The sequence below is a fragment of the Acrocarpospora corrugata genome, assembly GCF_009687845.1.
Lineage (GTDB): Bacteria > Actinomycetota > Actinomycetes > Streptosporangiales > Streptosporangiaceae > Acrocarpospora > Acrocarpospora corrugata.
Genome location: NZ_BLAD01000042.1, coordinates 172365 through 186989, shown reverse-complemented (window position 1 = coordinate 186989; position 14625 = coordinate 172365). Strand labels below are relative to the sequence as shown.

Below are 14625 nucleotides of genomic sequence, written 5' to 3'. Positions count from 1 at the left end.
TTCAAGTGTCAACGAGCGGCGATGGCCTCGCGGTAGGCCTCCACGGTGCGCTGGGCCACCACCGGCCAGGCGTACCGCTCCATCACCCGGTCATAGCCACGCTTGCCGACGGCCGCCCGCTCCTCGGCCGAGTCGTGCAGCCGCCGCAGCGCCCCGGCCAGTTCCTCGGGGTCACCCGGCGCGACCTGCACGGCGGCGTCCCCCACCACCTCGGGCAGCGCCCCCGTACGGGAGGCCACCAGCGGCGTGCCGCACGCCATGTGCTCCACGGCCGGCAGCGAGAACCCCTCGTACAGCGACGGCACCACCGAGATCTCCGAGGTCGCGATCAGCTCGGCCAGCTCCTCGTCGGAGATGCCGTGCACGAAGGTGACCCGATCCTGCAGCGACAGCTCGGTGACCAGCTTCTCTGTCGGCCCGCCCGGCGTCGGACGGCTCACCACGGTGAGGTTCACGTCCCGCTCGGTGGCGAGTTTGGCGACCGCGCGCAGCAGCGTGGCGACGCCCTTCATCGGCGAGTCCGCGCTGGCCACGGCCACGATCGAGCCGCGCCGCCTGGGCAGCTGCGGGCGCGGGTGGAAGAAGCGGGTGTCCACCCCGAGCGGGATCAGGCGCAGGTTCGCCTGCGGCACGTTGAAGTCCCGGTGGATGTCGGCCACCGACGACTCGCTCACGGTCAGGATCGGGCTCAGCCGGGGAGCCACGTGGGCCTGCATCCGGACGAAGCCGTACCACCTGCGCATGGACAGTTTCTTCCAGCGCTTGGCGGCCTTGAGCTCGATCCTGCGGTCCACGCTGATCGGGTGGTGGATGGTGCCGACCACCGGGAAGAGTTTCTGGATGCCGAGCACGCCGTAGCCGAGCGTCTGGTTGTCCTGGACGACGTCGAAGTCGCCGACCCGCTTCTTGAGTTCGCGGTGCGCCCGGAGGCTGAAGGTCAGCGGCTCGGGGAAGCCGGCGGTCCACATGGTGGCGACCTCCAGGACGTCGATCCAGTCCCGGAACTCCTTCAGCGGCGGGGTGCGGAAGGGGTCGTCGTCGTTGTAGAGGTCCAGGCTCGGGATCTTGTTGAGGATGACGCCCTCGTCCAGCTCCGGGTACGGCTGGCCGGAGAAGACCTCCACGTGGTGCCCGAGGGCGACCAGTTCCCGGCTGATGTGCCGGAGGTAGACCCCCTGGCCGCCGCAGGTGGGCTTGCTGCGATATGACAGCAGCGCGACGCGCAGCCTCTCCGCCAAGGGAGCACCCCTTTCCGGCCCCGGTCCGGGGCGCCACAAAGATGACCTTAGCTTGCAATCCCTCCCATTTGCGGTGGAGGGTGCCAGGTAAGGAGACCTTGTCTCTGCTGTCACATTTGCGCTGTCGCGACTGGATAGCAGCCTAGCCGAACATGGTTCGGTGAAACATGTTCTACCCCGGGCTGCGCTCAGATAGCGGCAGAGCGGTACATTCTGTCCACAGGCGGACCACATCAGCAGAGGGAGGACGTGTTGGCCAAGCGTGCGCTGATTACGGGCATCACCGGTCAGGACGGCTCCTATCTCGCCGAACACCTGCTGTCCGAGGGCTACGAGGTCTGGGGCCTCGTCCGCGGCCAGGCCAACCCCCGCGTCTCCCGCCTGCGCCGCCTGCTCGGCGACGTCCGGCTGGCCCGCGGCGACCTGCTCGACCAGGGCTCGCTGATCTCCGCGGTCGAACGGGTCCGCCCCGACGAGGTCTACAACCTGGGCGCGATCTCCTTCGTCCCGATGTCCTGGGAGCAGGCCGAGCTCACCGCCGAGGTGACCGGCATGGGCGTGCTCCGCATGCTGGAGGCGATCCGGGTGATCAGCGGCGCCTCCTCCACCATCCGGTTCTACCAGGCGTCCTCCTCGGAGATGTTCGGCCAGGTACGGGAGACCCCGCAGACCGAGCGCACCCCCTTCCACCCGCGCTCGCCGTACGGGGTGGCCAAGGCGTACGGCCACTTCCTCACCCAGAACTACCGCGAGTCCTACGGCATGTTCGCCGTCTCCGGGATCCTGTTCAACCACGAGTCCCCCCGCCGCGGCGCGGAGTTCGTGACCAGGAAGGTCTCCCTCGGCGTCGCCAGGATCAAACTCGGCCTGGCTGCCGAACTCCGCCTCGGCAACCTGGAGGCCCGCCGCGACTGGGGGTTCGCCGGCGACTACGTGCGCGCCATGCACCTGATGCTCAGCGCCGACAAGCCCGAGGACTACGTCATCGGCACCGGCCGCACCCAGTCGGTCCGCGAACTCGTCGAAGCCGCCTTCGGCGCGGCCGGCCTCAACTGGCAGGACTACGTCATCGCCGACCAGAGCCTGCACCGCCCGGCCGAGGTGGACCTGCTCTGCGCCGACCCCAAGAAGGCCAGAACCCAGCTCGGCTGGGAGGCCACCATGCCGTTCGAGGAACTGATCTCCCTCATGGTCGAATCCGACCTCCGCCTCCTCACCGACGGCGGCGACCCCGACCAGGACAGTTCCTGGCCGTAGCCCTCAGAGGGTGACCGGAAGGGCCTTGATGCCGTTGATGAAGTTGCTGCGGAGGCGGGCGGCCGGGCCGGACTGCTGGATGCCGGGGGCGCGTTCGGCGAGGACCTCGAACAGGACGCGGAGTTCCATCTTGGCCAGGTGGTTGCCGAGGCAGAAGTGGGCGCCGCCGCCGCCGAAGCCGATCTGCGGGTTGGGGTCCCGGGCGATGTCGAAGATGCCGGGGTTGGCGAAGACGTCGGGGTCGCGGTTGGCGGCCGAGTAGAAGACGACGACCTTGTCGTTCTCGGCGATGCGCTGGCCCCGGATCGAGGTCTCGGTGGTCGCCGTACGGCGGAAGAGGTTGACGGGGGAGACCCAGCGCACGATCTCGTCGGAGGCCGGGCGGGCCAGCGCGCGGTTGGCCACCAGCTTGGCCCACTCGGCGGGGTGCTCGAAGAAGGTGAGCATGCCGCCGGAGGCCGCGTTCCGGGTGGTCTCGTTGCCGGCCACCACCAGCAGCAGGACGAACAGGTCGAACTCGTCCTCGGCCAGGACCTCGCCGCCGTCGTCGGGCTGGAGCAGCTTGGTGACGATGTCGTCCCTGGGGTCCTCGCGGCGGGAGGCGGCCAGCTCGTTGGCGTAGGAGTAGAGCTCGATCGCGGCCGCGCCGCCCTCCTCGGGGCTGTTGGCGTAGTCGGGGTCCTCCGAGCCGATCATCCGGTTGGACCACTCGAAGATCTTGTCGCGGTCCTCGACGGGGGCGCCGAGCAGCTCGCAGATCACGTAGAGGGGGAGCGGCGCGGAGATATCGCGGACGAAGTCGACCTCGCCTTTGGCCTGGGCCTCGTCCAGGAGCTTGTGGCAGATCTCGCGGATGTGCTCTTCCAGCTTGGCGATGGCGCGCGGGGTGAAGCCGCGGTTGACCAGGGAGCGGCGGCGGGTGTGCTCCGGCGGGTCCTGGTTGAGCATCATCATCCGCTGGAGTTCGACCTGCGCGTCGGGGACCTCGTTGAAGAGGGCGAGCCGCCGGGCCGAGGAGAACAGGTCACTGTTGCGGGAGACGTGCACCACGTCGGCGTGCTTGGTGAGCGCCCAGAAGCCGGGCCAGCCGCGCTCGGCGTCGCCGTCGTGCCAGTAGACGGGGGCGTTCTCCCGCAACCAGCTGAGCTGGTCGTGCGGGACGCCGCTACGGGCGTACTGGTCCTGATTGACGAGGTCGATGTGCATGCGAATCACCCGAGTTTGTCGAAGAGGACCAGACTGATCAAGCGCTTGGTTTCGTTTACTGAAACGTGTTCTATTACGAGCAGGTGGCAACGTCAAGGCGGCAGCATACCGCCCAAAAGGTCATCCGATGTCTTATCTTGGGTCCGTATTGACACATAGGACCGTCGCCCGGCACTCTTTCTGATGAAAACATCGGATGTATAGGGGGCGTTGTGAGGCTACTTCGAGTTGGCGACAGAGGTGGGGAGAGGCCTGCCGTGCTGGCGGACGATGGCCGCCTGCTCGACCTGGGAGATCTTCTTGCTGGCGAGGACTTTGACGGCAGTTTCTTCGCCTCCGACGGGATCGCCCGAATTCGGACGGCGGTGGCCGAAGGTGGCCTTCCGGAGTTGGACGGGGCCGGACTGCGGATTGGCGCACCGATCGCCCGGCCGGGAAAGGTCGTGTGTATCGGGCTGAACTACCGGGACCACGCCGAGGAGTCCGGCGCGGAGCCGCCCGCGGAACCGGTCGTCTTCATGAAGGCCAGCAACACAGTCGTCGGACCTTTTGATGAGGTACTGATTCCGCGTGGCAGCCTGAAGACCGACTGGGAGGTCGAACTGGCCGTGGTAATCGGCCGGACCGCCCGCTACCTGGACTCGCACCAGGACGCGCTGGACTGCATCGCCGGCTACGCGATCTCCAACGACGTCTCCGAGCGCGAGTTCCAGCTGGAGCGCGGCGGCCAGTGGGACAAGGGCAAGTCCTGCGAGACCTTCAACCCGCTCGGGCCGTGGCTGGTGACCGCCGACGAGGTGGCCGACCCGCAGCATCTCGGCCTGCGGCTCTGGGTGAACGGCCAGCCCCGGCAGAACGGCGACACCAAGAACATGATCTTCGAGGTGGCCGAGATCGTCCGGTACCTGAGCCGGTTCATGGTGCTCGAACCCGGTGATCTGATCAACACCGGAACCCCGGCGGGCGTGGCGCTCGGCGGGCTTCCCTACCTACGCGAGGGCGATGTCATGGAGTTGGAGATCGACGGACTTGGTCGGCAGCGGCAGACGGTGGGTCAGGCGTGATCCAGCCGGCGCCTCTTCTCCCGTCCACGCGGGCGATCACGAGCTTCCAGACCTTCGACATCCGCTTTCCCACCTCGCTGGAGTTGGACGGCTCCGACGCGATGAACCCCGACCCCGACTACTCGGCGTCGTATGTGATCATCGGCGACGGCGAGCTGGAGGGGCACGGGTTCGCGTTCACCATCGGGCGTGGCAACGACATCCAGACCGCCGCGATCCGGGCGCTTGAGCCGTACATCCTGGATCGGGACGTCAGCGACCTCGGCGCGATCTACAAGGAGATGACCTACGACTCCCAGCTGCGCTGGCTCGGCCCGGAGAAGGGCGTCATGCACATGGCGATCTCCGCGGTCGTCAACGCGCTCTGGGACCTGCGGGCCAAGCGGGAGGGCAAGCCGGTCTGGCTGCTGCTGTCCGAGATGTCGCCCGAGGAGATCATCGATCTCGTCGACTTCCGCTACCTCACCGACGAGCTCACCCCGGAGGAGGCGCTGGAGATCCTGCGCCGGGCCGTGCCGGGGCGCGAGGAGCGGATCGCGCAGGCGCTGGAGAGCGGGTATCCGGCGTACACCACGTCGCCGGGCTGGCTCGGATACGACGACGAGAAGCTGCGGCGGCTCTGCCTGCAGGCGATCCAGGACGGGTTCGGGCAGATCAAGCTCAAGGTGGGCGCCGATCTGGACGACGACATCCGGCGGATGCGGATCGCCCGGGAGGTGTGCGGCGACGGGTTCCCGATCGCCATCGACGCCAACCAGCGGTGGGACACCACGACCGCGGTGCGGTGGATCGACGCGCTCGCGCCGTACCAGCCGTGGTGGGTGGAGGAGCCGACCAGCCCCGACGACGTGCTCGGGCACGCCACCATCGCGCGGGCGATCGCCCCGATCCCGGTCGCGACCGGCGAGCACGTGCAGAACCGGGTGGTCTTCAAGCAGCTGCTGCAGGCGCGCGCCATCTCCTACCTGCAGCTGGACGCGGCCCGGGTGGCCGGGGTGAACGAGAACATCGCGATCCTGCTGCTGGCCGCCAAGTTCGGCATCCCGGTCTGCCCGCACGCCGGCGGCGTCGGCCTGTGCGAGCTCGTCCAGCACCTGTCGTTCTTCGACTTCGTCGCGGTGAGTGGATCGATGCAGGACCGGGTCATCGAGTACGTCGACCACCTGCACGAGCACTTCGTCGATCCGGTCGTGGTGGAGAACGGGGCCTACCGGGTGCCGACCAAGCCCGGCTTCAGCGCGACGATGCATCCGGAGTCGATCGCGGCTTACTCGTACCCGGACGGGCCGGTCTGGAGGGCCTCATGAGTGAATTCGACGGCTTGGTGGCGCTGGTCACCGGCGGGGGCTCGGGCATCGGCCTGGCCGCCGCGACGCTGCTGGCCGAGCGTGGCGCGCGGGTCGCGTGCCTGGACGTCAACCCGCCGGGCGAACCCTTCTTCGGGGTCAAGGCCGACGTCACCGACGACGTCTCGGTGCGGGCGGCCGTCGCCGCCGTTGCCGAGCATTTCGGTGGCCTGGACATCGTTGTCAACAACGCCGGGATCGGGGCGGCGGGCACCATCGCCGACAATCCCGACGATGAGTGGCTGCGGGTGCTCGACGTCAACGTGGTCGGGATGGTGCGGGTGGCGCGGGCGGCGCTGCCGTACCTGCGGGAGTCCGATCACGCCGCGATCGTGAACACCTGCTCGATCGCGGCCACCGCCGGGCTGCCGCAGCGGGCGCTCTACAGTGCGACCAAGGGCGCGGTGCTGTCGCTCACGCTGGCGATGGCCGCCGACCACGTCGGCGAGGGCATCCGGGTCAACTGCGTCAACCCCGGCACCGCGGACACGCCCTGGGTGGGCCGGCTGCTCGACGCCGCCGCCGACCCCGAGGCCGAGCGGGCCGCACTCAACGCGCGCCAGCCGATGGGCCGCCTGGTCAACGCCGAAGAGATCGCGCACGCGATCGCCTACCTGGCCAGCCCGCTCGCCGCCGCGACCACCGGGACCTCGCTGGCCGTGGACGGCGGCATGCAGGGCCTCCGGCTCCGCCCCAAGGGCTGAAAGATGCAGCGGATCGCGTTGCACACCCGGCTCAAAGCCGGCTGCGAGGAGGAGTACGACCGCGAGCACGCCGTCATCCCGGCCGAGCTTGAGGCCGAGATGCGCGCTCTCGGGGTGCACTGCTGGCGGATCTGGCGGGACGGGCGGGAGCTTTTCCACTACGTGGAGGTGGAAGATTACGCCATACTCCAGGCCAAGCTCCGCGACAGCCCGGCCAACCAGGCGTGGCAGGCCCGGATGAACCGGTTCCTGGACGGCGACTTCGACCCCGGCAACGGCGGGCTCCACCAGGTTTGGGAAATGTGATGGGGGTTGACGTGACGCAGTACGGCTTCGGGTGCGCGCCGATCGGGAACCTGTTCACCGCGCTGACCGACGAGACGGCCGCCGCCGCCCTCGACGCGGCCTGGGATTGCGGTATCCGCTGGTACGACACCGCCCCCCACTATGGCCTCGGCCTGTCCGAGCGCCGTCTCGGCGAGGCGCTCCGGCACCGGCCGCGTGCCGAGTTCACGGTGTCCACGAAGGTGGGGCGGCTGCTCGAACCATGCGACCCGGTCGGCAAGGACGACCAGGGCTTCGACGTGCCGGCCACCCACACCCGGGTCTGGGACTTCTCCCGGGACGGGATACGGCGGTCGCTGACCGAGTCGCTGGAGCGGCTCGGGCTCGACCACGTCGACGTCGCGCTGCTCCACGATCCCGACCACCACTGGAAGGAAGCCGTCGGGGAGGCCATCCCCGCGCTGGCCGAACTCCGCGCGGAGGGCTTGATCAAGTCCATCGGCGTCGGGATGAACCAGTGGCCGATGCTCGCCGACTTCGTCAGGGAAACCGAGGTCGACACGATCCTGCTGGCGGGGCGCTACACGCTGCTCGACCAGTCGGCGGCGGCCGAACTGCTGCCGCTCTGCGTGGAGCGTGGGGTTTCGGTGATGGCCGGCGGGGTGTTCAACAGCGGGATACTGGCCACGCATGACCCTCAGGGGACCTACAACTACGTGCCGGCCGCTCCCGCGCTCCTGGAGCGGGCGCGTCTGCTGGCCCGGATCTGCGAGAAGTACGGGGTGAGGTTGCCGCAGGCCGCGCTCGCCTTCCCGTTGCGGCATCCGGCCGTGTCGTCGGTCGTGATCGGCATGCGGTCGGCGGATGAGGTACGGCAGAACATGGCCTTGGTGGCTTCGCCGGTTCCGGACGAGCTCTGGGACGAGCTGGCGGGGGTCGAGCGTGATTGACGCGCATCATCATCTGTGGGATCCGGCTCGTCGGGTCTACGGGTGGATGGCGGGGGAGGCGCTGGCGCCGTTGCGGCGGGCGTACGGGGTCGAGGACCTGCGCCGGGAGACGTCCGCCGCCGGGATCACTGGAACCGTCCTCGTGCAGACCGTCAGCGACCTCACCGAGACCGAAGAGTTCCTCTCTCTCGCCGCCGCCTCTGACGGCCTCATCCGCGGCGTCGTCGGCTGGGTCGACCTCACCGCGCCCGACGTGTCCGACCAGCTCGCCCGCCTTCGCACCCTGCCCGGCGGCGACCTCCTCGTCGGAATCCGCCACCAGGTCCAGGACGAACCCGACCCCGACTGGTTCGCCCGCCCCGACGTCCGCCGTGGCCTGCTCGCCGTGGCCGCCGCCGGCCTCGTCTACGACCTGCTCGTCCTGGTTCCGCAGCTGCCGGTCGCCCGCGAGGTGGTCGCCGGCCTCCCCGACCTCCGCTTCGTCCTGGACCACGCCGCGAAACCCCCCGTCGCTTCCGGCGAGCTGAACCCGTGGTCCGATGCGCTGGCGGCACTGGCCAAACTGCCGCACGTCAGCTGCAAACTCTCCGGCTTGGTCACCGAGGCTTCCTGGTCCGACTGGACCCCCGCCGATCTGGCCCCCTACGCCGAACACGTCCTGGACTCCTTCGGTTCCTCCCGGGTGATGTTCGGCTCCGACTGGCCGGTCTGCGAACTCGCCGCCACCTACTCCCAGGTGACCGCGCTGGCCCGCTCCCTCACCCCCACCGACCACACCCAGATCTTCAAATCCACCGCCGAATCCGTATACGGCCTAACCAGCTGACGGCGACTGGGTTCACGGTCCGCCGCAGCCGTTTCGAGCCGCGCGAAAGGACTGCCGGCTACGTTCCTGTGGATAACCCATTCGGCAACTCCTAATACGGATCTTCTTCAACACCGCCCGAACAGGGCTTTCGCAATTTCATCAATGAGTGCCCGATATCTTCCCCCAAGCACTCATCCACAGAATCCCGCTCGGCCACTTGGCGCATGGCCGCTCGGTTGCACTCTTGGGCTCGGTTTCCCATCCAAGCCCAGGAGCAGTCCGTGCTACCCACCCTCCTCGCCGTCTCCACAGCAGTCGGCGTCGCCCTCGCCATCCCCACCGGGGACGAGGTCCCCACCCGCCACTGCGCCGCCGACCAGCCCTATCCCGATCGATCATGGGTAGCCCCTGACGTCTTCAGCGTGAAATCCGATCAGTCCGACGACTGGTGGTCCAGTTGGGACGAACATTGGGAGGACTGGGCGGAACGGCAGGCCTATTGGTGGAATATGCTCACCGCCCGATTCTTTTACGACGCCGATCCCCGAAATGCTCCCGCCGAAACAATTCCATTCGGTCGTCAGCGCGCATGCCCTCCCCAGCACCCCGTCCCACCGCCCGATTCCGGCGAGAAACCAGAAATCAACAAGAATCCCGAGAACACGCGGGCGCCAGAGCTCCGCGAGAAACCTGAGGCCGACCGAAAGCCGGGGGGTGCCGAGAAGCCTTCGGCGAGTTCGACAACGAAGGCCAGGCAGCCTTGGGAGGTAGCGGTGGCTGCGGTCAAGGGATGGCTTGGGACGCCGTACACCTGGGGCGGCGGGAACGACAACGGGCCGAGCCGGGGAATCGGTCGAGGAGCCGTTCGAGTCGGCTTCGACTGCTCTGGACTCGTGATGGCCGCCTGGGCGAAGGCCGGAGTCGACCTTTCGCACTACACCGGCACCCAAATCCGCGAGGGCCGTCGAGTGGCCGTCAAAGACCTGCGCCCAGGCGACCTCATGTTCTTCGGCGGCACCGCCGCCCACCCCGCTCACGTCGGCATGTACGTGGGCGGCGGCACAATGATCCACGCCCCCAAAACCGGCGACGTAGTCCGCAAGGTGAAGGTCCTCAACTCCAAGCACTACATGTCCATCTACCGGGGAGCCACCCGCCCCTCCTCGCACACGAAGTGACCTGGACTGCGGTGAAGCGCATGGAGTCGTGCGCTGCATCCACGAAGCCCGCGGTCAAGTGAACCGGTAGTTCCTTGACGCTCCCGAAATGGAACGGAATGTCCCTGTGTTGGGACGGCCTGGAACGCCTAAGGGATGAAACAGCTCATCCTTCTTAGGGGAACTCAAATGAACAAGATTATTTCGCGGATCGGGCGCGGTGTCGCGTTCGGTGCCGTCGCGGCGTTGCTCGGGCTCGGGTTCGCCGCCACCCCGGCGACAGCCGCGGCCGACTCGGCGGTCATCGCCATCACCAAACAGCCCGGCGACTACTTCAAGGTCAACATCGATGTCGTGATCGTCATGACCGCGGCCCAGGCTCAGCAGTTGAAGAACGCCGGCCACCCGATCGTCCTCAGGATCTGGGGCGAAGACCCGGCCAGCGACAATGTCCGCTGGGGTCCCGACTTCTTCAGGGGGTACGACGTCACGGACCAGGGCATGGAACTCCACACGTACTACTACTTCAAGCGCGGCACGACACTGAACGAGGACTCGGGCGTGTTCGACGGCGAAGTCGATGACATCTACGTCGGCGCCCGTCTGCTCAACCCGTCGGGAAACACCCTCAGGTCCGCTCGCAGCAACACGGTGCACGGCAAGTTCTGACAGCGGAACTGAGGTGCTCGCATCGTCGCCCGATCAGGGAAGCCCGCACGCGTGTGCGGGCTTCTAGCGGGTTAGAGGGCTTGGCGGAGCCATTCTTCGACGCCGGCGATGTGGACGGTGGCCCAGGATTTGGCTATTTCGGGTTGGCGGGCGGCGATGGCCTCGTAGATGGCGTAGTGCTGGTCGAGGGTTTTGCTGGGGGCGTTTTCCTGGGTGAGGCCGCGCCAGACGCGGGCTCGGGTGGTGGGGCCGGAGAGGCTTTCGATCAGGGAGCAGAGGACGGCGTTGCCGGAGCCTTCGGCGATGCGCTGGTGGAATTCGAGGTCGTTGGCGACCAGCTGTTCGATGCTGGGGTTGGCGGGGAGCGCGTCCAGGATTTTGCGGAGTTCCGCGATGTCGGCGTCGGACATCGTGGTGGCGGCCATCGCGGTGGCCGCGGGTTCGAGGATACGGCGGACCTGGAAGAACTGGAGGACGGTGTCGTCGCGGTGGAAGTCGACGACGAAGGAGAGGGCGTCCAGGAGGAGGCGGGGCTCCAGGCTGGTGACGTAGGTGCCGTCGCCTTGCCGTACGTCCAGGACGTTGATCAGGGCGAGGGCGCGGACGGCCTCGCGGAGGGAGTTGCGGGACAGGCCCAGCCGTTCGGCGAGGTCGGCCTCCTTGGGGAGCCGGTCTCCTGGAGTCAGCTCGCCTGTGATGATCATGTCTTTGATTCTGTCGATCGCCGCGTCGGTAACCGCCACGCTACGCACCCCACCCTTAGACATCCGATGTCTACGAGTGTATGACGAACCGGACCGGCGCATCTGCTGTGCGTTCGATCACATCGCGAACTTCGAGGGTTCGGAGGTGTGCCGCGGCCTCTCCGGCGGCCATGCCGCGCAGCATCGCGGGGAGCTGATCCCATGGCCGGTTCCAGGTCATCCGGGCGGCGAGCTCCCAGATGGTGCGCGGCTGGGGGTCGGCTGCCATCAGGGCGCGCAGGTGCTCAAGCTTCTCTTCGTGATGGGAACAGATCTCCGCGGCTCGGGAGGAAACATCCGCGAATCGGGCTTCGTGGGCGGGGAGCGCTTCGATCGGGCCGAATTCCCGTACCCGTTCCAGCGACGTCATGAAGTCACCGAGCGGATCGACGTCGCTCCGGTCATACGGATAAATCCCGATATGGGGAGTGATGTCGGGGAGGACGTGGTCGCCGGTGAAGAGGCGGTCGGCGTCTTCCAGGTGCAGGCAGATGTGTCCGGGGGAGTGGCCGGGGGTCCAGATCGTGCGCAGCCGCCGGCCGGGGAGGTCGATCAGGTCTCTGTCGGTCAGGGCGAGATCGGGGAGAGCGGGAGGTTCTGGGCGCATGGCGACGGCTTCGGCCACTTCGTGGCTGTCGGCTCCCGCCCGGCGCAGCATGTCGCTCTGGAAGTCCTTGTGGGTTCCGTCCGTCACCACGTCACGGAACAGCTTGACCAACGCGATGTCCGCTTCGTGCATCGCGATCCACGCGCCGGAACGCTCGCGCACCTGACCGGCCAGCCCAGAATGATCCGGGTGATAGTGCGTGACCACCACACCACGCACATCCGCGACATCCATGCCGACCGCCGCCAGCCCGTCGGTCAGAGCGAGCCAGGCATCCGGATGGTTCCACCCCGCGTCGACCAGCACCGGCCCGCCGGGCGACTCGATCGCGTAGACCAGCGTGTAACCCAGCGGATTCCCCGGAATCGGCACCGGGACACTCCACACACCCCCGCCGACGTCCATCGGCCGCTGATCGCGGTACGCCCGCCGCCGCGAACTGACGCGGTCTTCCCCCACATTTCCCCCGGATCGTTCGGCTCTCATTGAGAGTTGGTCGCGGCCTTCGTGGGAGGGGTCATCCAGGTCCGCGTGGCCCTCGGATCGATCGGCGCTCGTTGAGAGCCGGCGGTGGCCTTCCTGGCTGAGGTCCTCCAGGTCCACATTTCCCCCGAATTGTTCTGTTCTCCTTGGGAGGGCAAGCTTAACGGCCTGATTGGCGTGGTCTCAGAGGCGTTCCAGGATGGTGGCCGTGGAGAGGGCGCCGCCGGCGCACATGGTGATCAGGGCGGTGCTGGTGTCTGAGCGTTCCAGTTCGTGCAGGGCGGTGGTGATCAGCCGGGCGCCGGTGGCGCCGACCGGGTGGCCGAGGGCGATGGCGCCGCCGTTGGGGTTGACGCGGGCCAGGTCGGGGCGGTGGACCGTGCTCCAGGACAGGACGACTGAGGCGAAAGCCTCGTTGACTTCGAACAGGTCCAGGTCGGAGATGGACATGCCGGTCTGGGCGAGGACCTTGGCGGTGGCGTCCACGGGGCCGTCGAGGTGGTAGTAGGGCTCGGAGCCGACCAGGGCTTGGGCGAGGATGCGGGCGCGGGGGCGTAAGGACTGGCGGGCGGCGGCTTCCTCGCTCATCAGGAGGACGGCGGCGGCGCCGTCGGAGATCTGGGACGAGGTGCCGGCCGTGTGCATGGACTCCTCGCCCAGCACGGGCTTGAGCCGGGCCAGGCCGTCGACCGTCGTCTCGCGCAGGCCCTGGTCCTTGGTGATCGGGCCGTGCTCGGTGTCGACGGGCAGGATCTCGCGCTCGAACCGCCCGTCGGCCCAGGCTTTGGCGGCCAGCTGCTGGGATCGGGCGCCGAAGGCGTCCAGCCGGTCCCGCGTGAGGCCCCGGCGCCTGGCGATGCGTTCGGCGGCGGTGAACTGGTCGGGGAGGTCGATTCGCCAGTCGTCGGGGCGGGGCTGAGCGGGGATGACGTTGCTGCCGAGCGGCTGGCGGCTCATGCTCTCGACCCCGCAGGCGATCCCGACGTCGATCACCCCGGCCTGGATCAGGGCCGCGACCAGGTGCACCGCCTGCTGCGACGACCCGCACTGCGCGTCGACGGTGGTCACCCCGGCCTGGTACGGCAAGCCCGCGTAAAGCCACGCATGCCGCCCGACATGCCCCCCTTGCTCCCCGGCCTGGGTCACACACCCGGCGAACACCTGCCCGACAGAAAGCGGATCGACCCCGGACCGCCGAACCAGCCCACTGAGCGCCGCCGCGAGCAGAGCCTGCGGTTTCACCCCCGCCAGCCACCCGTTGCGTTTGCCGATCGGCGTCCGGACCGCGTCGACGATCACCGGCGTGCCCATACAGACCTCCAGAACATCGCTCTGGAAGGAATGTAACGCGTTCTACTTTGGACCGGTAGTCCGGAAGTCCGCCAGCAGCCGCCCGGCCGCGATCTCGATCCGCCGCTGGATCTGGTCATAGGTACGCCGGCTGCGCAGCATCTCCAGCAACTCGTGCACCCACACACTGGACAGCGACCCCGCCAGCGCGAACTGCTCCTCGGTGGCGTCCTCCGGCGTCAGCCCGTCGGCCGCGACCCGCAGCAGCAGCCCGGTCATGCGATCCCCGAACGGCGTGTCCACCTCAGCGATGATCAACGACCGGATCAGCGCGTCCGCCAGCTCGGGCTCACGCATCAACCCCCGGGTAGCCCGCATCAGCACGTCGACGGCCCGCCCCGCAGGGGTCGCCGCCTGCGGCGGACGCCGCTCGATGCTCGATTCGAGCAGATCGATCTCCTCGCCGACCACCGCCACGACGAGATCCATCTTGGACGGGAAGTAGCGATAGAGCGTGCCGAGCGCGACACCCGCGCGCTCCGCGACGGTACGCATCTGCATCGCCTCGACCCCGCCACGCGAAGCGAGCGCCCCGGCCGCCTGGACGATCCGCTTACGCCGCTGATGCTGACTGCGGGTGCGGACGCCGAGAGCGGGCGAGGGAGCCTGGCTGGGCACGGGATCAACGCCGAGGTCTCCCGCCGGACCCCCCGTGGCGACACGCGATGAGCGCATGAGAACACGTTATCTGATTTCCATTTCACCCGGATGGTTACTCATCAGTCACAACCCACCGTGCACATGCATGTCTTTCACGT

15 protein-coding genes are annotated in these 14625 nt (G+C 68.1%); 9 read left to right on the top strand and 6 right to left on the bottom strand.

What is annotated here, in order from left to right; translation table 11 throughout:
- Window positions 1-8: 8 nt before the first annotated feature.
- Window positions 9-1238, bottom strand: coding sequence for a glycosyltransferase family 4 protein (locus Acor_RS10520; protein ID WP_174876130.1), 1230 nt, complete (start codon window positions 1236-1238; stop codon window positions 9-11).
- A 252-nt stretch (window positions 1239-1490) separates the two neighbouring features.
- Between Acor_RS10520 and Acor_RS10515 the strand changes: the two genes are divergently transcribed.
- Window positions 1491-2495, top strand: a complete 1005-nt coding sequence (locus Acor_RS10515; protein ID WP_155336417.1) for a GDP-mannose 4,6-dehydratase — start codon at window positions 1491-1493, stop codon at window positions 2493-2495.
- Between the two features lie 3 nt (window positions 2496-2498).
- On the opposite strand, the gene Acor_RS10510 is transcribed toward Acor_RS10515, so the two are convergent.
- Entirely contained in the window at window positions 2499-3701 is a 1203-nt protein-coding gene (locus Acor_RS10510; RefSeq protein WP_155336382.1) for a cytochrome P450, read from the bottom strand.
- A 212-nt stretch (window positions 3702-3913) separates the two neighbouring features.
- On the opposite strand from Acor_RS10510, the gene Acor_RS10505 reads away from it, so the two are divergent.
- The 8 genes from Acor_RS10505 to Acor_RS10470 all read left to right on the top strand — a co-directional run bounded on the left by Acor_RS10505 (window position 3914) and on the right by Acor_RS10470 (window position 10684).
- Window positions 3914-4765: a fumarylacetoacetate hydrolase family protein gene (locus Acor_RS10505; RefSeq protein WP_155336381.1), complete on the top strand. Its 852-nt coding sequence runs from the start codon at window positions 3914-3916 to the stop codon at window positions 4763-4765.
- On the top strand, window positions 4762-6072 hold the full coding sequence (locus Acor_RS10500) for an enolase C-terminal domain-like protein (RefSeq protein ID WP_246238553.1): 1311 nt from the start codon (window positions 4762-4764) through the stop codon (window positions 6070-6072). The genes Acor_RS10505 and Acor_RS10500 overlap by 4 nt, the downstream gene beginning before the upstream one ends.
- The gene (locus Acor_RS10495) at window positions 6069-6815 is read left to right on the top strand and encodes an SDR family NAD(P)-dependent oxidoreductase (protein ID WP_155336380.1); all 747 of its coding nucleotides are present in this window, start codon (window positions 6069-6071) and stop codon (window positions 6813-6815) included. The genes Acor_RS10500 and Acor_RS10495 overlap by 4 nt, the downstream gene beginning before the upstream one ends.
- A gap of 3 nt (window positions 6816-6818) precedes the next feature.
- Complete coding sequence (locus Acor_RS10490) at window positions 6819-7121, top strand: L-rhamnose mutarotase (RefSeq protein ID WP_155336379.1); 303 nt, start codon at window positions 6819-6821, stop codon at window positions 7119-7121.
- Complete coding sequence (locus Acor_RS10485; RefSeq protein ID WP_155336378.1) at window positions 7121-8050, top strand: aldo/keto reductase; 930 nt, start codon at window positions 7121-7123, stop codon at window positions 8048-8050. The genes Acor_RS10490 and Acor_RS10485 overlap by 1 nt, the downstream gene beginning before the upstream one ends.
- Window positions 8043-8876, top strand: coding sequence for an amidohydrolase family protein (locus Acor_RS10480; protein ID WP_246238552.1), 834 nt, complete (start codon window positions 8043-8045; stop codon window positions 8874-8876). Before Acor_RS10485 ends, Acor_RS10480 begins: the two co-directional genes overlap by 8 nt.
- Window positions 8877-9631: 755 nt before the next feature.
- Window positions 9632-10036 carry a C40 family peptidase gene (locus tag Acor_RS44190; RefSeq protein WP_246238551.1) on the top strand — a complete coding sequence of 135 codons (405 nt, stop codon included), beginning with the start codon at window positions 9632-9634 and terminating at the stop codon, window positions 10034-10036.
- 168 nt (window positions 10037-10204) lie between these two features.
- On the top strand, window positions 10205-10684 hold the full coding sequence (locus tag Acor_RS10470) for a hypothetical protein (protein ID WP_155336376.1): 480 nt from the start codon (window positions 10205-10207) through the stop codon (window positions 10682-10684).
- A gap of 71 nt (window positions 10685-10755) precedes the next feature.
- Here the strand turns inward: Acor_RS10470 and Acor_RS10465 are convergent, their stop codons facing one another.
- From Acor_RS10465 to Acor_RS10450, 4 genes are all read right to left on the bottom strand, one after another.
- A complete protein-coding gene (locus Acor_RS10465; protein ID WP_281353195.1) occupies window positions 10756-11451 on the bottom strand; it encodes a FadR/GntR family transcriptional regulator in 696 nt (231 codons plus the stop codon).
- 7 nt (window positions 11452-11458) lie between these two features.
- Window positions 11459-12439 (bottom strand): MBL fold metallo-hydrolase, encoded by a 981-nt coding sequence (locus Acor_RS10460; RefSeq protein WP_155336414.1) that lies wholly within the window; start codon window positions 12437-12439, stop codon window positions 11459-11461.
- A 261-nt stretch (window positions 12440-12700) separates the two neighbouring features.
- On the bottom strand, window positions 12701-13828 hold the full coding sequence (locus tag Acor_RS10455; RefSeq protein ID WP_155336374.1) for a steroid 3-ketoacyl-CoA thiolase: 1128 nt from the start codon (window positions 13826-13828) through the stop codon (window positions 12701-12703).
- 42 nt (window positions 13829-13870) lie between these two features.
- On the bottom strand, window positions 13871-14542 hold the full coding sequence (locus Acor_RS10450; RefSeq protein ID WP_246238549.1) for a TetR family transcriptional regulator: 672 nt from the start codon (window positions 14540-14542) through the stop codon (window positions 13871-13873).
- Window positions 14543-14625 lie beyond the last annotated feature (83 nt).